Annotated in this window: 20 protein-coding genes; 7 read left to right on the top strand and 13 right to left on the bottom strand. The window is 73.6% G+C overall.

All coding sequences use genetic code 11. The annotated features are described in order from the left end of the window. Positions 1-94 precede the first annotated feature (94 nt). From ACZ38L_RS14450 to ACZ38L_RS14415, 8 genes are all read right to left on the bottom strand, one after another. A complete protein-coding gene (locus ACZ38L_RS14450) occupies positions 95-1,063 on the bottom strand; it encodes an NAD-dependent epimerase/dehydratase family protein (RefSeq protein WP_465692686.1) in 969 nt (322 codons plus the stop codon). 127 nt (positions 1,064-1,190) lie between these two features. Further along, positions 1,191-1,895, bottom strand: a complete 705-nt coding sequence (locus ACZ38L_RS14445; protein WP_465692684.1) for a VC0807 family protein — start codon at positions 1,893-1,895, stop codon at positions 1,191-1,193. Positions 1,896-1,936: 41 nt separating this feature from the next. Then, complete coding sequence (locus tag ACZ38L_RS14440) at positions 1,937-2,743, bottom strand: NAD-dependent epimerase/dehydratase family protein (RefSeq protein ID WP_465692682.1); 807 nt, start codon at positions 2,741-2,743, stop codon at positions 1,937-1,939. Positions 2,744-2,791: 48 nt separating this feature from the next. Further along, a complete protein-coding gene (locus ACZ38L_RS14435; protein WP_465692680.1) occupies positions 2,792-4,477 on the bottom strand; it encodes an FAD-dependent oxidoreductase in 1,686 nt (561 codons plus the stop codon). Beyond that, positions 4,474-5,454: a dTDP-glucose 4,6-dehydratase gene (rfbB, locus tag ACZ38L_RS14430; RefSeq protein ID WP_465692678.1), complete on the bottom strand. Its 981-nt coding sequence runs from the start codon at positions 5,452-5,454 to the stop codon at positions 4,474-4,476. The genes ACZ38L_RS14435 and rfbB overlap by 4 nt, the downstream gene beginning before the upstream one ends. After that, on the bottom strand, positions 5,451-6,518 hold the full coding sequence (locus ACZ38L_RS14425) for a glucose-1-phosphate thymidylyltransferase (RefSeq protein ID WP_465692676.1): 1,068 nt from the start codon (positions 6,516-6,518) through the stop codon (positions 5,451-5,453). The genes rfbB and ACZ38L_RS14425 overlap by 4 nt, the downstream gene beginning before the upstream one ends. Before the next feature lie 59 nt (positions 6,519-6,577). Continuing rightward, positions 6,578-7,150, bottom strand: coding sequence for an NADPH-dependent FMN reductase (gene ssuE / locus ACZ38L_RS14420; protein WP_465692674.1), 573 nt, complete (start codon positions 7,148-7,150; stop codon positions 6,578-6,580). 39 nt (positions 7,151-7,189) lie between these two features. Further along, positions 7,190-8,329, bottom strand: coding sequence for a MupA/Atu3671 family FMN-dependent luciferase-like monooxygenase (locus tag ACZ38L_RS14415; protein WP_465692672.1), 1,140 nt, complete (start codon positions 8,327-8,329; stop codon positions 7,190-7,192). 204 nt (positions 8,330-8,533) lie between these two features. On the opposite strand from ACZ38L_RS14415, the gene ACZ38L_RS14410 reads away from it, so the two are divergent. The 6 genes from ACZ38L_RS14410 (at position 8,534) to ACZ38L_RS14385 (ending at position 15,890) form a co-directional block, all read left to right on the top strand. Then, positions 8,534-9,562 carry a ketoacyl-ACP synthase III family protein gene (locus ACZ38L_RS14410; protein ID WP_465692670.1) on the top strand — a complete coding sequence of 343 codons (1,029 nt, stop codon included), beginning with the start codon at positions 8,534-8,536 and terminating at the stop codon, positions 9,560-9,562. Beyond that, a complete protein-coding gene (locus ACZ38L_RS14405; protein WP_465692668.1) occupies positions 9,556-11,097 on the top strand; it encodes a class I adenylate-forming enzyme family protein in 1,542 nt (513 codons plus the stop codon). Before ACZ38L_RS14410 ends, ACZ38L_RS14405 begins: the two co-directional genes overlap by 7 nt. Positions 11,098-11,170: 73 nt before the next feature. Further along, a complete protein-coding gene (locus ACZ38L_RS14400; RefSeq protein WP_465692666.1) occupies positions 11,171-11,446 on the top strand; it encodes a phosphopantetheine-binding protein in 276 nt (91 codons plus the stop codon). 357 nt (positions 11,447-11,803) lie between these two features. Beyond that, a complete protein-coding gene (locus tag ACZ38L_RS14395) occupies positions 11,804-12,958 on the top strand; it encodes a nucleotide disphospho-sugar-binding domain-containing protein (RefSeq protein WP_465692664.1) in 1,155 nt (384 codons plus the stop codon). 60 nt (positions 12,959-13,018) lie between these two features. Further along, positions 13,019-14,647, top strand: coding sequence for an MFS transporter (locus tag ACZ38L_RS14390; RefSeq protein WP_465692662.1), 1,629 nt, complete (start codon positions 13,019-13,021; stop codon positions 14,645-14,647). Between the two features lie 85 nt (positions 14,648-14,732). Next, positions 14,733-15,890 carry a nucleotide disphospho-sugar-binding domain-containing protein gene (locus ACZ38L_RS14385; RefSeq protein ID WP_465692660.1) on the top strand — a complete coding sequence of 386 codons (1,158 nt, stop codon included), beginning with the start codon at positions 14,733-14,735 and terminating at the stop codon, positions 15,888-15,890. A gap of 79 nt (positions 15,891-15,969) precedes the next feature. Here the strand turns inward: ACZ38L_RS14385 and ACZ38L_RS14380 are convergent, their stop codons facing one another. The 5 genes from ACZ38L_RS14380 to fabG all read right to left on the bottom strand — a co-directional run bounded on the left by ACZ38L_RS14380 (position 15,970) and on the right by fabG (position 21,342). Continuing rightward, positions 15,970-17,256 carry an FAD-dependent monooxygenase gene (locus tag ACZ38L_RS14380; RefSeq protein ID WP_465692658.1) on the bottom strand — a complete coding sequence of 429 codons (1,287 nt, stop codon included), beginning with the start codon at positions 17,254-17,256 and terminating at the stop codon, positions 15,970-15,972. A gap of 28 nt (positions 17,257-17,284) precedes the next feature. Then, the gene (locus ACZ38L_RS14375; RefSeq protein WP_465692656.1) at positions 17,285-17,893 is read right to left on the bottom strand and encodes an antibiotic biosynthesis monooxygenase family protein; all 609 of its coding nucleotides are present in this window, start codon (positions 17,891-17,893) and stop codon (positions 17,285-17,287) included. A 92-nt stretch (positions 17,894-17,985) separates the two neighbouring features. Further along, positions 17,986-19,554, bottom strand: coding sequence for a class I adenylate-forming enzyme family protein (locus ACZ38L_RS14370; protein WP_465692654.1), 1,569 nt, complete (start codon positions 19,552-19,554; stop codon positions 17,986-17,988). Next, positions 19,547-20,506, bottom strand: a complete 960-nt coding sequence (locus tag ACZ38L_RS14365; RefSeq protein ID WP_465692652.1) for an aromatase/cyclase — start codon at positions 20,504-20,506, stop codon at positions 19,547-19,549. The genes ACZ38L_RS14370 and ACZ38L_RS14365 overlap by 8 nt, the downstream gene beginning before the upstream one ends. A gap of 50 nt (positions 20,507-20,556) precedes the next feature. Beyond that, positions 20,557-21,342 carry a 3-oxoacyl-ACP reductase FabG gene (gene fabG / locus ACZ38L_RS14360; RefSeq protein WP_465692650.1) on the bottom strand — a complete coding sequence of 262 codons (786 nt, stop codon included), beginning with the start codon at positions 21,340-21,342 and terminating at the stop codon, positions 20,557-20,559. Between the two features lie 169 nt (positions 21,343-21,511). On the opposite strand from fabG, the gene ACZ38L_RS14355 reads away from it, so the two are divergent. Next, a complete protein-coding gene (locus ACZ38L_RS14355) occupies positions 21,512-21,961 on the top strand; it encodes a nuclear transport factor 2 family protein (RefSeq protein WP_465692648.1) in 450 nt (149 codons plus the stop codon). Positions 21,962-22,168: the final 207 nt, after the last annotated feature.

Genomic DNA, 22,168 nt, shown 5'->3' with positions numbered 1-22,168 from the left:
GTGGTCGGTTCGGCACGGTGCCCGCGCCCGTCACGTCGGATCCTGCTCGGGCCGGCTCGAACGCTCCTCGAACCACGATGGGGGAGAGGGGGGTTCAGGCTGCCGCCGGCGACCGCAGCAGATCCCGCAGGCTGTCGTCCAGCGGGCGGCGGGGAAGCCAGCCCAGGTCGCGGGCGGCGGCCCGGACGTCGATACGCTGCCGGCCGATGTCCCCGCGCGGCGCCTCGCCCAGGCCCTCCTCGACCACCTCGACCGGCAGCCCGGAGAGCTCGACCAGGCGGTGCACCAGGTGGCGCACCGGGATCGTCTCGCCCCGCCCGATGTTGAACAGTCGGCCCGGTCGCCGCCTCACCACCTGCGGGCCGACGGCGGCGGCCACGGCGGCCGCGGCGACGTCCCGCACGTCGACGAAGTCGCGGTGGGCGAGCAGTGGGGTCAGTCGCAGCGGTGGCGTGGAATGATGCACCGTCAGATCCCTTCGCGCAGCGGCGAGATGTCGCACCACCAGGCCGGGCAGGCTGGCCGGCGGTGCACCGGGACCGACCATGTTGGAGACCCGGAGCACGACGGTCGTGAGCACGCCGCGGTCGGCCGCGTCCAGCAGCGCCCGGGTGCCGAGCAGTTTGGTGCGCCCGTAGTCGCCGGTGGGGGCGGTCGGCAGATCCTCGGTGACGGTCGTGCCGTCGGGCACCGACCCGTACTCGTACACCGAACCGAGCTGGACCACCCGGGGGCGGCGGTCGGGCGGCAACGCCGCGACGGCGTCAGCGAGTCTGGCCGGCAGCTCGGCGTTGAGGCTCGCCATCCGCGCTCCGGTGGCGTTCCACACCGCGCCCGCGGCGTTGGCGACGACGCTGGCCCCGGAGTCGCTCAGCAGCCCGGCGAGGGTCTCGGCGGAGGCCTCGGCGAGGTCCAGCGCCCTTGCTCCCGGCCCCTGTTCGCTCCGGGCGACGCGGACCACCGGGAAGCCCGCCGTCGCGAAGGCCGCGCAGACGTGTCGCCCGGCGAACCCGGTGCTGCCGAGCACCACCGCCGCTTCGGCTTCCGGCCGGCCAGTGGCCATGTGGGTGTTTCCCTTCCGTGATGGGGCAGCGCGAAGAGCGCCGAGCGGTTCACCGCCGTCGCAGCGGGAACCGTCGGCGCTCTCCGCACACCTGGTCCGATGGCTCGTCAGCCGGTCGCGCCGTCCGTCAGGCGGCCGCACCGTTCCGGCGGGCGGCGGCATCCGCCTCCAGCAGCTTCTCCGCCCCGTCCGCGACCTTGCCGCTGCCGATCGCCAGCACACCGATGGCCACGACCAGGATCACGGTGGAGAGCCAGACCATCGTGCTCACCGGCAGGGTGTAGGCGCCGACCACCCGCAGCAGCGAGTCAACCAGCAGTCCGGCCCCCCACAGCAGGGTCGCGTTGGTGATGCCGCGGCGGAACTCCGGCGAGGTTTCCCGCAGATGCTCCCAGGCGGCCTCCTTGTCGGGGGCGCCCTTGGTCATGAACGGGCGCATCGCGCTCGCCATGAGCGGCTGGGAGGTGAACGCGGACACCAGGAGGGAGAGCCCGACGATGCCGGTGCCCAGCGACTCCTTGGCCAGCATCAGCCTGGCGTCGCCGGTCATCAGGCTGATCCCCGCGCTGACCGCGGTGACCACCAGCATCAGCAGCGCCAGACCGTTCACCCGGCGCTCCCGCACCAGCGCGAACACGGTCCGGACCGCGGGCACCACACCGCTGATGATCAGCGAGTTCACCGAGCTCAGATGCGCACCGGAGGACAGGACGTAGTAGAGCACCAGTGGAGCGGCGACATCGATGATCAGCGGTCGGAGGGGGGAGCCGGGCTGCTCTGCCGGCTCCTGCGCCTGGTGCGCGGGGGTGCCGGCCGTCGCGGCTTTCCTCATGGTCGAGTTCTCCTAGTCTCACGTCGCCTGGTATTGCACGGTCAGGTTCCCAGTCCGGACTTGAGCGCCACTCGAGCGGGGGCGGGAGCCAGTCGATCTTCCCCCACCGGGTCACCCAGCGGGAAGGCCGCCAGGGCCCTGCGGTAGTAGTGATCGGTGCCGAAGCCCCGGGCCGCCACCTCGGGTGCCAGCCGCAGCAGCTTCTCGATCGAGATGGTGTGTCCGTCCCCCGCCTCTTGGTACTCGCGGTGGGCCCGCACCCCCATGGCGTCCTCCAGCCAGTCCACGATGGACTCGACCGGCACCGAGCCGCCGGAGGCCACGTTGACCGTCTCGCCGCTCAGCCCGAGGGTCAGCAGTCGGTCGATGACGGCCACCGCGTCCTCGACCGCGATCAGGTCGCGGGCGGCGCCCCGGTGGATCCGCACCCGGCCCTCGCGGACCTGGCGGGCCAGCACCGGCAGCAGCTGGTGCGCCGGCTGCCCGGGGCCGACCAGGTGACCGAGCCGGAGCACCAGGTGGTCCGCGCCCGAGGCGGCGAGCTGCCGTTCCATCGCCAACTTGTGCGTGCCGTACGGGGTGAGGGGCCGCACCGGCAGGTCCTCTGCCGCGGGCCCCACCACCCGTCCGTACATCCCCGAGGAGGCGGTGGAGAACAACAGCAGGCGCCGGCCGGTCGCCGCGCAGCGCGCGGACACCTCACGCAGCAGGTCCGACTCGCGCTGGAAGTCGGCGGCCGAGGTGCCGCTGGCCCAGGACACTCCGGCGGCCAGGACGACGGTGTCCGGGTGCCGGTCGCCCAGCGGCGCGAGGTTCCGGGCGAGAAACCCGTTTCCCACGATGTGCATGACTCAGTCCTGATCTCAAGGGGGGCGGTGGACAGACGGGCCGGGGCCTCAGCGGGCCGCGACGGCCTCGAGGACCTCCTCGGCCGCCGCCCGGTCCTCGCCGGCCCGCACGTGCAGCCGGTCGAGCGCCTCCCACGGGGAGTCCGTGTCGAGGCTCGCGCCACCGGCGGCCAGATAGCCGTCCGGGCGGATCAGCAGCCAACTCCCCGGCGCGGCGGCCAGGTCGGTGGCCAGCCGGTCCTGCGGGTCGGCCAGTGCGCCGGGGACCCGCGGGTCGCCGCCCGCGCCCGGCACCACCGTGCGCACCCGGACCGTGCCCCGGTACTCCTCGGCCAGCTCGTCCAGCACCTCCAGCGCGGCATGGTCACGCGGCCCGGCGAAGGAGAGCAGGGTCCAGGCGGGCTCGCGGAGTTCGGCGAGCAGCGCGCGCCATCCCGGGGACTCCTCGGCCGCCCGGGCGGTCACCCGGGAGAGACGCGAGCCGGGCGGCACCACGCCGTCCCGGTGCGCGGCGGCCAGGGTGACCGGGCCGTCCGCGTAGCTCAGGTCCAGCGCGGACATCCCGCCCATGATCTTCCGCTCGATCTTCGACTTCAGAGGTCGGACGTTGCGCACGACGGTGAAGAGCGCGCGCAGCGCGGCGGCCGCGTAGCGGTTGCGCAGCTGCACCAGGACGGTGGCGAACCTGGTGGAGGCGAGCAGCCCGGCGCCGACCGGCACCCGCTCGGTGCTGTAGGAGCCCAGCAGCTCCTCCTCGGCGCGGCCCTGGAGGACGGCGGCGAGCTTCCAGGCCAGGTTGTAGGCGTCCTGGACCCCGGTGTTCATGCCCTGCCCGGAGGCCGGGCTGTGCACGTGCGCCGCGTCGCCGGCCACGAAGCAGCGGCCCTCGCGCATCGAGGGGATCATGCGCTGCTGGATGGTGAAGACCGACACCCAGGTCGGCGGCTCGACCCGGGCCGGTCGCCCGGTGCCCGCCGTGATCTTGCGGGCGAAGCGCCGGGCGACGGCCTCGTCGTCGCCGTCGTAGCTGGCGTCACGGGTGTCCAGCAGCCGCCACTTGCCGGTCTCGGGGAAGGGCACCAGCATCACGGTGCCCTCCCTGGTGCGCATCCAGTGGATGCTGTCGGTGGGCAGGTCGACGTCGACCACCGCGTCCGCGATCAGCCAGGTCTCGCTGCTGTCGCCGAGCAGCGGCAGCCCGAGCCGCTTGCGCACCGTGCTGTGCCCGCCGTCGGTGCCGACCAGCCAGGCGCAGTGCACGGTCTCGGTGCTGCCGTCGGGGTGGCTGAGCTCGGCGCGCACGCCGCTGCCGGTGTCCGCGAAGTCGGTCAGCCGTACCCCCCACTCGACCTCGACGCCCTGCCGGGCCGCCGCCCCGCGCAGCACCTCCTCGGTGATGGCCTGGTCGACCATCAGGGTGAACGGGAAGCGGGTGGGCAGCCGGCTGTAGTCGGTGTCGAAGCGGACCAGGCGGCGGCCGTTCTGGTGCAGGGTGAAGTGCTCGACGCGCCGGCCGCGGGGCAGCAGCTCGGTCAGCACGCCCATCTGGTCGTAGGTCTCCAGGGTGCGGGCGTGGGTGGCCAGGGCCCGGCTGGTGACGGCGGGTCCGGCCGCGGCGTCGACCAGCCGTACCCGCACGCCGTGACGGGCCAGTTCGTGTGCGGCGGTGAGACCGACCGGGCCGGCGCCGACCACCAGTACCTCGGGCCCGGCGCCGGGTCGCTGCGTGGTCACGCCTGCTCCTTCCGGTTCTTCAGGGGCTTCCACCAGCCCGGGTTGTCCCGGTACCAGGCGACGGTGTCGGCCAGGCCCTGCTCGAAGGGGATCCGCGGTGCGTAGCCCAGCTCGGTGCCGATCTTGGACTCGTCCAGCGAGTAGCGCAGGTCGTGGCCCTTGCGGTCGGCGACCCGGCGCACGCTGCTCCAGTCGGCGCCGCACAACTCCAGCACCTTCTCGGTGATCTGGCGGTTCGTCTGCTCGTTGCCGCCGCCCACGTTGTAGATCTCGCCGGCCCGGCCGCCGGTGAGCACCAGCTGGATGGCCCGGCAATGGTCGTCCACGTGCAGCCACTCGCGGACGTTGTTCCCCTCGCCGTACAGCGGGACCGGCAGGCCCTCCAACAGGTTGGTGACGAAGAGCGGGATCAGCTTCTCCGGGTGCTGGTACGGGCCGTAGTTGTTGGAGCAGCGGGTGATCGACAGGTTCAGGCCGTGGGTGCGCCAGTAGGCGCGGGCGACCAGGTCGGAGCCGGCCTTGGAGGCGGCGTAGGGGGAGTTGGGCAGCAGCGGCCACTCCTCGGTCCAGGAGCCCTGCTCGATCGAGCCGTACACCTCGTCGGTGGAGACGTGCACGACCCGCTCGACCCCGCCGCGCAGGCAGGCCTCCAGCAGGGTCTGGGTGCCCCCGACGTTGGTGCGGACGAACTCCGCGCCGGACTCCACGGACCGGTCGACGTGCGACTCGGCGGCGAAGTGCACCACGGCGTCGTGTCCCGGCAGCAGCTCGGCCAGCAGCGCGGCGTCGCAGATGTCGCCCTGGACGAACTCCAGCCGCGGGTCGGCGGAGGGCAGGTTGTCGCGGTTGCCCGCGTAGGTCAGCTTGTCCAGCACGGTGACGCGGGCGTCCTCGTAGCCGGCGTAGCCGCCGGCCAGCAGGGTGCGGACGTAGTGCGAGCCGATGAAGCCGGCGCCGCCGGTGACCAGGATCCTCATGCCGCGACCTCGATTCGGGTGTGGTCGCCGACGACCAGACGGTGGGTACGGGTGTGTGAGTCGCCGCTGCTGACGGCGGCGGAACGGCCGATGACGGACCCCTGCACGGCGTGCACTCCGGACACCGAGGCGCCGTCAAGCGCGATCGAGTAGCCGATGTGGGTGTCGCGCAGCACCACGTCCTGGCCGATCGAGGTGTGCGGGCCGATCCGGCTGTCCTCGACCAGGCTGTCCGGACCGACGATCGCCGGGCCCTCGATGTGCGAGCGCACCACCCGGGCCCCGGGCGCCACGACGACCGGGCCGATCAGCACGCTGTCGTCGTCCACCTGGCCCTCGATCGAGCGCACCAGCTGGTCGAGCAGCTCGCGGTTGCAGTCCAGCACGTCCTCGACCCGGCCGGTGTCCTTCCAGTAGCCGGTGTACGTCTCGGCGCGCACCTCCGCGCCGGAGGCGACCAGCCACTGCACCGCGTCGGTGATCTCCAGCTCGCCGCGCGCACTGGGCTCGATGGAGTCGACGGCCAGGTGGATCGCCGGGGTGAAGAAGTAGACGCCGATCATCGCCAGGTCGCTGCGCGGTTGCTGGGGCTTCTCCACCAGCCGCTCCACCCGTCCGTCGGCGGCCAGCTCGACCACGCCGAAGGCCCGCGGGTCGGCGACCTGCTGGACGACGACCTGGGCGGCCGGACGCGTCCGGCGGAACCGCTCGGCGGCCTCGGTGACGCCGTCGGGGAGCATGTTGTCGCCGAGGTACATCACGAAGTCCTCGTCGCCCAGGAAGTCGCGGGCGACCTGCACGGTGTGGCCCAGCCCGCGGGGCGCGTCCTGGCGCAGGTAGCTGATCCGCAGGCCGAGTTCGGAGCCGTCGCCGAGGACGCCGGCGATCTCCGCCCCGCGCTCGCCGACGATGATGCCGACGTCGGTGACGCCGATGTCCCGGATGTTCTGCAGCACATGCTCGAGCACCGGTTTGTTGGCGATCGGGATGAGCTGCTTGGGCATGGAGTAACTGAACGGCCTCAGGCGGGTTCCGGTCCCGCCGGACAGCACCAGAGCCTTCATCGGAGCTCCCTTTCTCACGGTAGACGTACGGGATGTGCGGTAGGTCGGTGGTGGGCGGCTCAGGCCACGGCCCCGAGGCCGGCGCCGGCCGGTCGGCGTGCCAGTACGGCCAGGAGGTCCTCGAAGCGGTCGAGCACCTCCTCCAGCCTGGCCCGCGTCACGGGGTCCGGCGCGCGTCGCCCGTCGGGGCCGCGCAGCACCGAGTCGCCGGGCACGAAGACCGCGTCGGTGATCGCGGCCGGGCGCATCGAGGCCAGCACCGGGCGCAGCCCGTAGTCCAGGGCCAGCGCGTGCGCCATCGAGCCGCCACTGGCCAGTGGCAGCACGGTCTTGCCCGCCAGCGCGTACTGCGGCAGAACGTCGAGGAAGGCCTTGAGCAGACCGGAGTAGGCGGCCTTGTAGACGGGGGTGGCCAGCACGACGGCGTCGGCGTCGGCCACCCGGGCCAGGGCGTCGCGCAGTGCCGGATCGCCGGTGTCGGCGCCCAGCAGCGCGTGCGCCGGGAGGTCGCGCAGCACCAGGGTGTCCACCCGGTGGCCGGCCGCGGCGAGCCGCCGGCAGGCGAGGGTGAGCACCTCGTGGGTCAGCGAGGCGGGGGAGGGGCTGCCGGAGACAGCCAGGATCACGGGCATGGCTTCCGCCCTTCGGTCGGGGTCGGTCCGGGGCCGCGCTCAGGCCGCGCCGGGCTGGGGCACGCCGGTCGGCGGCAGGTCCGTCGGGCCGGCCGCGAACCGCTGCCGCAGGGCGCCGACGTGTTCCAGGGAGGCCAGCACCTGGCCGGGGTCGCCGACGAAGTCCACCAGGCACGCGATCTCGTCGGCGCCGGCCGCGCGGACCCGCTCGGCGACCTCGGCAGCCTCCTCCACGGAGCCGATCAGCGAGTTGCCGGCCAGGTAGCGGTTGACGCCCAGCTCGGCGAGCTTGCGCTGAGCGGACTCGGCCGTGAGCACCGACCGGCCCTGCTTGCCGCCGCTCATCCGGCCGCCGGCGGTGACCGCGCGCGACTCCAGGTCGATGGCGGTCAGCAGGTACTCGCGCAGCCAGGCACCGCCGGTCTCGCGGGCCGCCGCGGCGTCCTCGGCGAGGTAGGTGTGCATCATCACCGTGACCTTGCCCGGGCCCTGCCAGCCGTGCTCGGCCCGCGCCTCGCGGTAGAGCGCGACCTTGTCGGCCAGCGACTCGGGATCCTGGTTCTCCAGGTGGGTGAGGACGTTGCAGCCCAGCCGGCCGGCTTCGCGGAAGGTCTCCGCACTGCGCGAGGCGGTCACCCAGATCTCCAGCTCCCGCTGCACCGGCCGCGGGAAGACCTCCAGGGTCACCTCCTTGCCCAGCGGGTCGGGCCCGGTCCAGGTGCCGGTGCGCCAGGCCTCGCGGATCGCCGTCACGTCGGCGGTCATCCGCTCGCGCCGTCCCTCGTACTGGCCGGGGGCGAGCACGAAGTCGTTGACGTTCCAGCCGGAGCCGACCGAGATCGCGGTCCGGCCACCGGACAGCCCGTCGACCATCGCGAAGTCCTCGACCACGCGGGCGGTCGGGTGCAGCGGGGTGACCACGCTGCCGGCCCGTATCTGGATCCGCTCGGTGACCGCGGCGATCGCCGCGGAGGAGACCGCGGGGTTGGGGAAGGCGCCGCCGAAGCGGTGGAAGTGCCGCTCGGGGGTGGAGACGAAGCCGAGGCCGAGCGCGTCGGCACGCCGCGCGCAGTCCAGCATCAGCCCGTAGGTCTCGCGCACCCGGTCGCCGAGCGCGGCGAAGAAGAACACCCCGAACTCGAGCCCGGTTCCGCCGTCCTGCCGGTGGGTCGCATGCATTGGCCGCCTCCTGAGCCCGTCGGAGCAGCGTCTCGGCGGGGTCGCGTCGTCAGTGGTGCGCCCACCGTGGCCCGGCGGCCTCGACAGCCGCTGGAACGAGGGTCGTGCGGGGCGCGGATCCCGGCCGGCCCCGGTGTAGCGGCGCTCCAGTTCTGCTCCACCGCGGCTGGCGACGATCGGTGCCGGTCCTACGGGAGGAGAGTCATGCGCTGGGACGACATCCATGTCGCCGCGGTGGGCACCTGGCTGCCGGAGCCGGTCTCCGCGGCGCAGGCGGTGCGGGACGGACGGTACACCAGAGAGCGGTACGAGACCTTCGGCTACGAGTCGGTGCTGCGGGCGGACGGCGTCGCCCCGCCCGACATGGCCGTGTTCGCCGCGGAGAGCGCGCTCAAGCGCTCAGGTGTGGCACCCGCGGAGTTCAGCCTGCTGATCCACGGCAGCCTGTGGTTCCAGGGCCTGGACATCTGGCCCACCGCGTCCTACGTCGCGCAGCGCACCGTCGGCCGCCACGTACCCGCCCTCGACGTGCAGCAGCGCTGCAACATCGGCGTCAGCGGCATCGAACTGGCCGCCGCGCACCTGGCGTCCGGGCTGCGCGGCGGCAGCGCGGTGATGCTGACCACCGGCGACCGGTGGAGCGAACCCGCCGTCAACCGCTGGAACCTGCACGACATGAGCGCCTACGGGGACGGCGGAACCGCCGTGGTGGTCTCCCGGCAGGGCGGCTTCGCCCGGCTGCTGTCCACCGCGACCGCCGCCGACAACTCCCTGGAGGGCCTGGCCCGCGGCGACCAGCCGCTGCTGGCGGCCTCGCCCGCCGCGATCGAGCCGATCGACCTGACGCGACGCTCGCACGAGTACCTCAGCGCCGGCGACGAGGACGAGATCACCATGCGGATCGCCCGCACCATGATGCGGGCCAAGAAGGAGGCCCTCGCGGACGCGGGGCTGGCCACCGAGGACCTGGCCAAGGTCGTCACCCCGGCGACCGGCCGCCGCAAGGGCGAGCACCAGGTGCACCATCTGCTCGGCGTCACCGAGGAGCAGACCACCTGGGACTACGGCCGCACCACCGGCCACGTCGGCGGCGGGGACTGGGCCGCGGGCCTGGCCCACCTGGTGGAGAACCGGGCCGTCACGCCCGGCGACAAGGTCATGCTCTTCGGCGGCGGAGCGGGCTACACCTGCACCGTCGCCGTCCTGGAGATCGAGGAGGTTCCGCAATGGTGACCGCGGTCGAGACCCGCACCCCCGCGCAGCCGCCGACCGCCGCGGACACCGTCCCCGGCCTGCTGGCGGCAGCGGTCGCCGCCCGCCCCGACGCGCCTGCGGTCCGGGACCGGTCGGGCGTCTGGAGCTACGCCGAACTCGACAGCCGGGCACGGGCGTTCGCCAGCTGGCTGGCGGCCCAGGGGGTGGCTCGCGGCGACCGGGTGCTGGTCCGGCTCGGCAACACCCGCGAGTTCGTCGCGATCCTCTTCGGCACGCTGCGCCACGGCGCGGTCTGCGTGCCCGTCAATCCGGCGATGAAGCGCTTCCACCTCTCCTCGGTGACCGCCGACAGCGACCCGGCGCTGGTGATCGCCCAGGGCGAGGACGCCGGCCTGCTGGCCGAGCTCACGGACCGTCCGGTGTGGGAACTGGCCGACGCCTGGCGGCAGGTGGAACTGCTGGCCGCGGCACCCGAGAGCGCACCGGACGCCGAGCTCTCGCCCGACGACCTCGGACTGCTGATCTACACCTCGGGCAGCACTTCGGCCCCCAAGGCCGTGGTCAGCCCGCACGCCCCGGTCCTCTTCGCCACCCGCGCCATCGCCGCCGTGCTGCGCTACCGTCCCGAGGACGTGGTGCTGGTGGCCATCCCGCTCTCCTTCGACTACGGGCTCTACCAGGTCTTCCTGTCGGTCCTGGCCGGCGCCCAGGTGGTGCTGACCGAGCCCGACCACCATCTGCGACTGCTCGGCACCCTGCACGAGCAGCGGGTGACCGTGGTGCCGGTGGTGCCCTCGCTCGCCGAGATGCTGCTGCGCCTGGCCGGCCGGGACAAGCGCACGCCCCCGCCGGTGCGCCTGTTCACCAACACCGGCGCCGCGCTGACCGCGCCCGTCATCACCGCGCTGCGCCGCACCTTCCCGCAGGCCCAGGTCGCCCCGATGTTCGGCACCACCGAGTGCAAGCGGATCACCGTGCTGGAACCGGACGGTGACCTCGCCAAGCCCGGTTCGGTGGGGCCCGCGCTGGCCGGCACCGAGGTGCTGATCCTGGACGAGGACGGCAGGCCGCTGCCCGCCGGTGAGATCGGCGAGATCGCGGTGCGCGGCCCGCACGTGATGGCCGGGTACTGGCGGGCCCCGGAGATCACCGCCCAGCGGTTCCGGACGGACCCGGTGACCGGACGGGTCACCCTGCACACCGGCGACTACGGCCAGCTGGACGCCGACGGGCACCTCTACTTCCAGGGCCGGCGTGACGACCTCTTCAAGCGCCGCGGTACCCGGATGAGCGTCCTGGAGATCGAGCAGGCCGCCCTGGACGTCCCCGGGGTGTACGCGGCCGCCGTGATCCCGCCGGGCGACGGTGTGGACCTGACCGTCTTCGCGGTCACCGAGCTGGCCCCGGACGAGGTGATCGGGCAGCTCGCCGACCGGCTGGAGGAGGCGAAGGTCCCAGCCGACTGCCAGGTGCTGACCGCGCTTCCGCTCACCCCGAACGGCAAGACCGACCGACAGCTGCTGCGCCGCCGCGCGGCCGGCCAGCCGGACTGACGGACAGCCAGACCGATGGAAACCGGACGAGTCGGACCGACCGCCGGCCGAACTGACGAAGGAGGCTCCCCTCATGGCGGACCAGTGGGATGATCGTTTCGCGAACCTGCTCACCGCAGTGCTGCCGAAGGCCGCCCGCACCACCCCGCTCACCCCCGACCTCGACCTGAAGAAGGCGGGCCTCGACTCCCTCGCCACCATCGAGCTGCTGGTGTCGCTCGAGGCGGAGTACGGGGTCGAGCTGCCGGAATCAGCCCTCAACGGCGAGACCTTCGCCACCCCCGCCGCGCTGTGGCGGGTCCTCGGACAGCACACCACCCCAGCCACGGCCGGCCGACCGGCCGTCTGAACACCAGCGGCGGCACGAGAGTGCCGCGGTCAGGAGAGAACCGATGAACAACCCCGTCGTCCACATCATCATCGCCGTCGCCGCCATCTGGGTGATCGCCACCGTGTACAGCAAGACCATCGGCAAGAAGAAGAAGTGACCCGCCCGGCCGCCCTCCCGGTGGCCCGGCGGACGGAGAGGCGGGTCCCCCGGTGGGTGGGCCCGCCTCCGTCGTTCCGGCCGAACCGCTCCGTCCGCCCCGCGTCGCCGCCGCGGGGCCGCCGGCTCAAGTCGTTCGCGAGGCCCGCCCCATGGCGGACCGCCACGCTCGGTGGTGAGACGGACCGAGTGACCGAGGACGAGCCGTGAGGAGCGCGGATGCGCGTACTGATGACGACCAGCCCGCTGCCCGGGCAGCTGGCCCCGATGGTGCCACTGGCCTCGGCACTGCGGGACGCCGGCCATGAGGTCCTGGTGGCGGGGCAGCCCGACGTCCAGCACGTCGCCCACGCCGCGGGGCTCGAAGCCGTCAGCGTCGGCGGCTGGTACCACGCCGAGGACGTCGTGCTGGCCGACCTGCCGCCGGGGTGGCGGCCGATCCAGGTGCACGGGCGCCCCTCCGCGGCGGGACTGGCGGCCGGGGTCAAGGGTCTGGCCGGCCATGCCCGCTATCTGACGCCCCGCTACCTGGAGCTGGCCCGCGAGTGGCGGCCCGACCTGGTGGTGGCGGACCAGTTGGAGTACGCCTCACTGTTGGTGGCCGGCGCGCTGGGCGTCCCCGTGGTCCATCACCGCGCGGGGGTCGACCCGTTGTCGGCCGGACTGCGCGGACCGGCCGCGTTCTTCCTGAACGGCCTCGCCCGCCGACTGGATCTGGAGCGGCTGCCCACGCCGGACCTGGTGCTCGACCCCTGCCCGACCCAGCTGCAGCACAGCAGCGCCGCGCCGGGCCGGCCGATTCGCCACCTTCCCCCCGGTACCGGCCCAACCCGGCCGGCCGGCGACGCCGACCGGCCGGTGGCGGTGGTGTTCGGCGCCCGGGCGCTGGCCCTGCGAGCGCTCCCGCTGCTGCGGCTGCTGCTGTCCGCCCTCGGCCAGCTGCCCGCGGCCCGCGCGGTGGTCGCGGTGCCCGCCGGGTACCGGGCCGAGCTCGGCGAGCCCCCGGCCGGTGTCCGGTTCGTCGACCCGGCGCCGCCGCCGGAGCTGCTGGCGGCCTGCGCCGCCGTGGTCCACTGCGGCGGCAACGGCGCCACTCTGGCGGCGACCGGCCTCGGCCTGCCGCAGCTGGTGCTTCCCCAGCTCCAGGAGCAGTTCGCGACCGGTGACGCGCTGGCCACCGCGGGCGCCGGGATCACCCTCGACTCCGCCGCCGCACAGGACGACCCGGCCCGGCTGCGATCCGCCCTCGAGCGACTGCTGGCGGAGCCCGAGCTGCGCGCCAACGCCGCCGGACTCGCGGACGTCATGGCCGCGATGCCGGCGCCGGCCGACGTCGTCGGCCAGCTGGAGCGGTTGGTGGACCACGCGCGCTGACCCCCGGCACCCCCTCTTGACGCACCGCATGACGCATCGCAACCCAACGGAGGAACCAGCATGACCCAAGGCAGTACGCAAGCCGCGGCGCCCGCCGCGGCCCCACCGGACGCGGGGATGAACGGCAGGCAGGTGCGCCTCTTCGTGATGGGCGCGCTCGCTGCCATGCTGCTCTCCTTCCTGGACGAGAACATCGTCAGCAGTGCCGCCTGGCAGATCACCAGGACCCTCGACCCGGCGCACGGGCTGAGCCGGCTGCCCTGGCTGATCACCGCGTACGTGCTGGGCGCCACGGCCTGCCAGCCGCTGTACGGCCGGCTCTGCGACGTGTTCGGCCCCAAGCGGGTCTACCTGGGTGCGCTGGCCGTCTTCCTGGCGGGCAGCGTGCTGTGCGGGCTGGCGCAGTCCATGAGCCAGCTGATCGCCTTCCGCGCGCTCCAGGGTCTGGGCGGTGGCGGCATCATGAGTATCACCCTGATCATCATCGCCACCCTGATCCCGGCCCGGCAGCGGACCGGTGGCGCGGGGCTCGGCGGCGGCCTGGTCGCGCTGGGGATCGTTGTCGGCCCGCTGGTCGGCGGCTTCCTGTGCGAGCACCTGTCCTGGCGCTGGATCTTCTACATCAACCTGCCGCTGGGCCTGCTGGCCATCGCGGGCACCGTGTTCGGCCTGCGCCTGCCCGCGCGCCGCAGCGACCACCGGGTCGACGTGTTCGGCGCGGTGCTGGTCACCGTCGGTGCGTCGGCGCTGCTGCTGATCGCCCGCTGGGCCGGCACCAGCTACGCCTGGGGCTCGCCGGTGATCCTCTCCCTGGCGGGCGGTGCGGTGCTGGTGCTCGCGCTCTTCGGCTGGTGGGAGTCGCGGGTCGCCGAACCGCTGCTGCCGATGTCGCTCTTCCGCGACCCGGTGTTCCGGATCGCCGCGCCGCTGCAGTTCATCGGTGGCTTCACGGTGTTGGCGGCGCCGGTGTACGTGGTCACCTATCTGCAGATCGCCCGGGGGGTCAGCGTTCTGGGCGCCAGCGTGCGGCTGTTGCCGATGGCGCTCGGCGTGGTGATGGTGATGTTCGCCTCCGGCAGGCTCATCGGCCGGTTCGAGCGGTTCAGGCCGGTGCTGGTCCTCAACACCGCGGTCGCGGCGCTGGCGCTGGCGCTGCTGGGCCTGATCAACCCGCACACCACCTGGTGGCAGGTGAGCCTGCTGCTGGTGCCGCTGGGCTTCGGGCTCGGGGGAGTGGTCCAGGTCACGCTGCAGACCGTGCAGGCCGCGGCCGAGCCGGAGCGGCTCGGCGTGGTCACCTCGGGGGCCCGCTTCTTCATGATGCTCGGCAGTGGGTTCGGCGCCGCCGTGCTGGGCGAGGTGCTGGCCGACCGGTTGCACGCGCTGCTGCCCGGTGGGCTGGCCGCCGCCGACCACGCCACGGGCGCCCGGGCCTATGCCTCGGCCACCGCGACCACGTTCCTGGTGGCGGCCGGGATCATGCTCGTCGGGCTGCTGCTCGCTCTCGCGCTGCCGGACGTGCGGTTGGAGCCGGAGGCGGAGGTGGCCGCCGAGCCGCAGCCGACCGCGGAGTCCGAGCCACTGGTGGAGGAGCCTTCCTCTGCGGAGCCTTCCTCTGCGGAGCCGGTCCGCGAGGAGTCGGCCCAGGACGAGCGGAGCGCTCCGGCCGAGGCCCTGTCAGCGGTCTGACGCTCCATCGTCGCCAGTCAACAGTCAGTCACCTCGACGCCCCGTCCCCGCTGGGGGCGGGGCGTCCTCACGCAAGGGGAGAACCATGCGCGTCCTCATGCTCAACACCCCGGTGCCCACCCATTTCGCGCCGCTGGTCCCGCTGGCCTGGGCGTTGCGCGCGGCCGGTCACGACGTGGTGGCCGCCGTCCAGCCCGACGTGGTCGGCGCCGCGCTCTCGGCCGGCCTGCACACGGTCGGCATCGGCGACCCGTACCACGTGGACGACCTGCTGCGGGGCGGCCTGCCGGAGGGCAAGCGGCTTCGGGAGGTACGCGACCGGCCGGGGCCCGAGGGCCTCGCCGGTGGCGCCCGGGTCTGGATGATGCACGCCAAGTACCTGCTGCCGGAGCACCTGGACTTCGCCCGGTACTACCGGCCCGACCTGATCCTGGCCGACATGTTGGAGTACAGCTCGCTGGTGGTCGGCGGTGTGCTCGGCGTGCCCGTGGTGCACCACCGCTGGGGCGTGGACCCGATCTCGACGGGCGCCCGTGGCGCGGCCCGGACCACCCTGCGGTCCACCTGCGAACGGCTCGGTCTGCCCGGCCTGCCCGACCCGACGCTGCTGTTGGACGCCACCCCCGAGGAACTGCGGCTGCCCGGCAACGAACCCGGCCGGCCGATCCGGTTCGTCCCCTACAACGGCCCCGGGGAGTTGCCCGGTTGGCTGCACCGGGAGAAGCCGGCCGGCCGCCGGGTGGTGGTGTCGCTGGGAACCAGCACGCTCGATCTGGGCGGGGTGCCGCTGCTGCGCACCATCCTGCTCGCCTTCGCCGGGCTGCGGGACGTCGAGGCACTGGCGACGGTGCCGCGGCGGTTCCGTGCCGAGCTGGGCCGACTCCCCGACAACGTCCGGCTGATCGACCCGGTGCCGCTCCACCCGCTGCTGGGCGGCTGCGACGCGGTGATCCACCACGGCGGGGCCGGGACCATGATGACGGCGGTCGCCGCCGGGCTGCCGCAGCTGGTCCTGCCGCAGATCATGGACCAGTTCCCGCACGGCGACCAGCTGGCCGCCGCCGGCGCCGGTCTCACCATCGCCGACCTGGCCGGACAGGACAACCCCGGGCGGCTGGCCGCGGCCCTGACGGAGCTGCTGGACGACCCGGCCTACCGGCGGCGGGCCCGCGTCCTGGCCCGCTCCCTTGAGCGGATGCCCTCCCCGGCCCGGGTCGCCGAGGACCTGGCGGCGCTGGTCTGACCGCCCTTCACGGCACGACGGCCGAGGACCGGGCTTCCCGTCATCGGGAGGCCCGGCCCTCGGCCGTGGGGGAGTTCGCTCAGCCGGTGAACAGCTCGGCGGCGATCCGGATCGCCGGATTGCCGTAGGCGATCCGGCGCAGGATCCTGCCGTACGCCGGAGTGTGCCTGAGCAGCGCGGCGAGCAGGGGGCGCACCCGGGTCGCGACCACACCGCGGCCCAACATCGCCCTGCTCTGGAGCAGTTGCATCCGGGCCACCCCGGCGATGTCCGCGGCCCGGTCCCGCTCGAACGCCGACAGGAACCCGGCGCTGGCGTCCCCCTTGTTGAGCGAGTCGACCAGCAACGGGTGCAGCAGCACGGCGTCCTGGATCGCCAGGTTGATGCCCTGCGCGCCGATCGGGCTGTGGGTGTGGGCCGCGTCACCGATGCACACCAGACCGTCCACGGCCCAGCGCTCGGCCCGGCCGGAGAACACGTCGAGCAGGCTGAGGTCCTTGAACGAGGTGATCTGCTGCCGGATCAGGTCCGCGTACGGCGGCACCGCGCGGGCCAGTTCCTCCCTGACGTGGTCCAGTCCCCGCTCGGCGACCGCCTGGTAGCCCTTGTGCGGCAGCGTCCAGCCGATCTGCACCTTGTCCGGCCAGGACTCGTACACCAGGACCGGGCTGCCGCCGGACCGGAACACCCGGACGTCCCGCGCCGGGGCGGGCCCGTCCGGCCGGGGCTCGGGCACCGACAGCTTGAACCACAGCACGTCGAGGTCGAAGACGTCGTCGCGCCCCGCCTCGATACCGGCCAACCGCCGCAGCTTGGAGAACCGCCCGTCGGCGGCCACCACGCAGTGCGCCCGCACCTGGCAGCCGCCCGAAGGGCCGTCGGCGGTGACGCCGGTGATCCGGCCGTCGGGAGAGCTGAGCAGCGTGCTCGCCCGCCGCCCGTCCAGATACTGGAAGCCATCGAACTCCTCGCAGCGCGACAGGAGTTCGTCCAGCACATGGGCCTGCGGGATGCTCAGCAGATGGTCGTAGGGGGCGGGCAGCGCGCGGTAGTCGATGTCGAGCAGCACTCTGTCCTGCTCGACCAGGCGGAACCGGGAGTGTTCGTGGCAGCCACGGGCCCGCGCCCCGGCCAGCACGCCCAGCTCGTCCAGCAGCCGCATCGCGCCCGGCTGCAGGATCTCCCCGCGGAACTCGCGCCGGTGCGCCCGGGACCGCTCCACCACCGCCACCCGGGCCCCGGACTTGAGCAGCAGCAGCGCCAGCACCAGGCCGGCGGGGCCGCCCCCGACGACGCAGATGTCTGTGTGCACTTCCTGTGCTGCGGTCGCCGCGGTGTCCTGGGCGACGTCGGTCAGCGTACGCATCGGCGCGTCCTCCTTCGGTTCGCGCGGCTCAGACCCGGGCCGCCTCGGGAGCACGGGTCCCGGCGACCGCCGAGCCGGTGACCGTGCGGACGTCGGCGAGCGCGGAGAGCGCCGCGTACTGGGGGAGCGCCTGGGCCGCGTCGAGCGCCGTCGCGTCGGCCCAGGCGGCGGCGGCCGTGTAGTGGCCGGGGCGGACCAGCGAGCGGGCCAGGTCCAGCCAGCCGAACCCGTCGAGCTCCGCGGCGGCCTCGGCGAACGCGCGGTAGGCGGCCTCGAACCCGTCCGCCTCGCCGATCGCGTCGATGAAGGAGACGGTCAGCAGCGGCGCTTCGGCGTGGCCGTCGACGCGCAGCACGGCGAGCGACGGGTCGGCCTCGACGTCCACGATCTGGTGGAACTCCTCGGCATGCGCCTGGAAGGTCTCGCTGGCCAGCACCTGCTGGAAGTCCTCGGGCGTGGCCCACCAACCGAGGTTGACGTAGCCGTCGCTGTTCTCGTGCCGGCGCACCGCCTGGTGGGCGCGGAAGCCGTCGCGGGAGCGCATCCACGCGACGTGGCCGAGGAAGTGCTGCTCGAACTGCTCCGCCTGCGCGGGGTTCTTCAGGGTGAAGGTGTTCACCACGGTGAACTCGGGCATGGTTACCGCCTCTTCATGATGACTGGGATGTGAAGCCGGATGACTGCTGCGGGGCGCCGGGGACCGGCGGGCCCGGAGGTGCTGACGCGGGATCAGGCCGGAACGAGGCCGACCCGCTCGGCCAGTTCGTCGCGCAGCACCCGGCGCTGGATCTTGCCGTTGCCGTTGCGCGGCACGGACTCCACCGCGACGGCGTGCCGCACCCGCTGGTAGTAGGGGAGCGTGGGGTTGACCTCGGCCAGCACGTCCTCGGGGCGCAGGTCGCCCCGGAGCACCAGCAGCGCGCCGGCCACCGAGGAACTGAACGGGTCCGGCAGGTCGACCACGACCGCCTCGCGGACCGCGGGGTGCGCCAGCAGGGCCCGCTCCACCTCGGAGGGGGCGACCAGGAAGTTGTCGCACTTGAAGACGTCCTTGAGGCGGTCCACCAGGAACAGCCGCCCCTCGGCGTCGATCCGGCCGGCGTCCCCGGTGGAGAACCAGCCGTCGGCGTCCAGCCCGGTGCCGTCCAGGTAACCCGCCATCACCTGCGGGCCGCGCACCTGGACCTCGCCGGTCTCGCCCGCGACGAGCGGGGTGCGTCGCTCGATGTCCACGACCCGGCACTCGGTGCCCGCCACCGGGCGGCCCACCGAGCCGTGCACCGGCTGGTCGGGGTCGTCGCTGTGGGTCAGCGGCGAGGTCTCGGCCAGCCCGTACCCCTGGAAGACCGGGACACCGAACCGTTCGGTGAGCCGGGCCGCCGCGGGCACCGGCAGTGCCGAGCCGCCGGAGGCGATCCGGGTGACGGTGCGGAGCGTGAAGCTCTCCAGGGCGGGGTCCACGGCGAGCCGGGCGAGCCGGACCGGGAGGCTGTAGTAGTGCGTGGCGCCGTAGCGGTTGGCGGCCGCCAGCGCCTCGGCCGGGTCGGGGCCGGGGAGGAGCACCTGGGTGGCGGCGGCGTGGACCGCCGAGTTCAGGTGCATCGGGTGGTAGGTCGGCAGGTGGTTGAGGGTGACGGAGTCGCCGTCCAGCCGGTGGGCCTCGGCGATCTGGGCGGCGTTCACCGTCAGGTTGCGGTGGGTGAGCCGGACCGCCTTGGGCAGGCCGGTGGTGCCACTGGTGAACTGTAGGCAGGCCACGTCCTCCGGGTCGGCGTCGGAGGGCCGCGGCGCCGGACCGCCGGGGCGGGGCGCGGCCAGCGCCTCGATGGTCGGAGCCGGCGCGCCGGGTGCCACCGCGTCGCCGATCAGGACGACGTGGCGCAGCTCGGGGAGCCGGTCGAGCAGAGGGGCGAGCCGGCCGTGCAGCGCGGCGTCGACGAACGCCACACGGGCCTTGCTGACCGAGAGCACGTGCAGCAGGCCCTCCTCGCGCAGCAGCGGGTTGACCACCGCCGCGACCTGCCCGGCGCGCATCGCCGCGTAGTAGGCGACGGCGAAGTCCGGGTGTAGCACCGAGCCCACGGCGACCGTGCCGCCCGGCTCGGGGAGCAGCTCGCGCAACGCCGCCGCCACCGCGGAGACCTGGCGATCCAGCGCCGCGAAGCTCACCGTGCGGCCCTCCGCGACGACGGCCGTCCGCTCGCCGGCGCGCCGGGCCGCCGCGCCGAGCAGCCCCTCGACGGTGGGGGCGGCCACCGGCGGGGGAGCGAGCGGGGCGGCCGGGGCGTTCTCAGCCACGGCGTGCCTCCGCGTACTGCCGGGCGAGGTTCATGGTGGCGGTGCTGTTGGTGCTCAGCGCGCGGTGCACGTAGGCACGGGCGTCCGCGACCGTGTTGCCCGCCCCGAGCACACCCTCGATGGTGTCGGTGCGCAGGGTGACGTCGTGCCGCGAGCTGACGTCGACCCCGGTGCCCGACGGCACGATGGTCCAGGCGCCGGTGTGGGCGGTCATCAGCGCGGGGACGGTGGTCTGCTTGTAGACGATCCGGTCGGGCGCGAAGCAGACCCGGATCGACTCGGTGGTGTGCACGGAGCCGTCCTTGGTGCTGGTGTCCATCCGCATCACCTGCACGCCCGGCGCCTCCTCGACGAGGTCGAGGGCGGCGACGTGCGGCAGCCGCTCCGGCCACAGGTCGGCCCGGTTGAGGAAGTCGAAGACGTCGGCGCCGTCCCCCTCGACGTGCACGGTGTCCGTGAAGGAGAACTCCAACTCGGAGATCCGGTCGCCCAGCTCGGCGATCTGCCGGATGCCGTCCAGCTCCTGGGCGCTGTTGCGGTCCAGGGCCTGCTGGATCCACGCCAGGTGGGCCGGGTCGTCGTCCACGGCGGCGAAGTCGTGGGTGAGGACGAGCCGGCTGCGGTCGGCGGCGATCGGGATGACGGTCCACGTGCCGCCCATCGCGGCGACCGGGTGCGTCGACACGTCCTGGCGGAAGGTGACGCGCAGCGCCTGCGGGTCCAGGGTGCGCACCGAGGTCCAGGACTTGACCTCGCCGTTGGCGGTGGCCCAGATCCTGATCCGTTCCAGGTCCGCGTCCTCCTCCAGGTGCTCGACGTGGACGTTCGGCTTGAAGCGCAACGGCCAGGTCCGGGCGTCCGCGATGATGCCGTACACCCTCGCCGCGTCCGCCGCCACCTCGACCGAGTGGGTGGTCTCGTGCTTGGTCAGCTGCTGAACCGGTACAGCCATGGTCGGTGACTCCACCTTCCTTGATCGGATGAGTAGTTGAGTGGGCGGGATCAGAAGTTGCCGAGGCCACCGCAGACGTTGAGCGCCTGCGAGGTGATGGAGGCCGCGGTGTCGGAGGCCAGGTAGCCGATCAGGCCGGCCACCTCCTGGGGGGTGGAATAGCGGCCGAGCGGGATCTTGGACTGGAACTTCGCCAGGATCTCCGCCTCGGTGGCCTGGTACGCCGCCGCGTAGCCCTGCCGGACGCGCTGCGCCATCGGCGTCTCGACGTAGCCGGGGCAGACCGCGTTGACGGTGATGCCGGTCGGGGCCAGCTCGTTGCCGAGCGCCTTGGTGAAGCCGACCACGCCGTGCTTGGAGGCCGAGTACGGGGCGCCGAGGACCACGCCCTGCTTGCCGGCCGTGGAGGCCACGTTGACGACCCGGCCCCAGCCGCGCTCCCGCGCGCCGCCCTGGGTGAGGAACTCGCGAGTCACCAGGAAGACGCTGTTGAGGTTGGTGTTGATCACGTCGTACCAGAGCTCGTCGGTGATCTCGGCGGTCACCCCGCCGCCGCTGCGGCCCGCGTTGTTGACCAGCACGTCGATCCGGCCGTAGGTCTCGACGGCGGCCGCCACCAGGGCCTTGACCGACTCGGGGTCGCGGACGTCGGCCGGGGTGCCGGCCGCCCGGTGGCCCTCCGCGCGCAGCTCCTCGACCGTCGCCTCGACGGACTCGGCGCCTCGCGCGCAGATGAACACCGCCAGCCCGGCCTCGGCCAGCGCCCGCGCCGCCTCCAGGCCGATTCCGCTGGTGGCACCGGTGATCAGGGCGACCCGCTGCTGCTCGTGAGCCATCTTGTGCACTCCTTCTCGACTGTCGTTGCCGGGCCAACCTGCCTGGGCGTCCTCGCGACGGGATCGAGCAGCACTGGACAGCACCGGCTCCGTCCGGCGTCCAGCCGCGCGCGAGGCCCGGCACGCAGGCTCGAGGACGACCGCAGACCCGCAGACAGAAGGAACCACCATGACCGCGACGGTGACGGAGCAGGCGTCGGCCACCGGCTCCGCCGAGCTCTACTTCCAGGTGCAGCAGTTCTACGCGCAGCAGATGCAGCTGCTCGACTCCGGCCGGGTGGCGGAGTGGGCCGAGACCTTCACCGTGGACGGCGTCTTCGCCGCGAACGCCAAGCCCGAGCCCACCACGGGCCGCGACGACATCGCCGCGGTGGCGGGCCAGGTGGTGCGCGACTACGACGCCCGCGGCATCCAGCGCCGGCACTGGATGGGCATGGTTGCGGTGGACCGGCACTCCGCGGACACCGTCCACGCCCGCTGCTACGCGCTGGTCATCGAGACCCCGCGGGGTGGCCAGGCCGTCATCAAGGCGAGCACTCTGTGCGAGGACGAGCTGGTCCTCGGTGAGGCCGGCTGGCTGGTGCGGCACCGGCTGATCTCGCGCGACGACCTGGGCTGAGCCCGGCCGACCCGCTTCGGCGGGCACCGATCACGGCAGTGCCACGGGACTCCCCGCCCGTGGCACTGCCGTTTCGCGTGTCCGCCGGCCCGCCCGCGGTCGCGCGGAGCGCGGGGGGGGGGGGGGGGGGGGGGGGGGGGGGGGGGGGGGGGGGGGGGGAGGGGGGGGTGGGGGGGGGGGTGGGGGGGGGGGGGGGGGGGGGGGGTG

It is taken from the genome of Kitasatospora sp. NPDC024654 (assembly GCF_055559155.1).
This window is presented reverse-complemented; position numbering and strand designations above follow the sequence as displayed.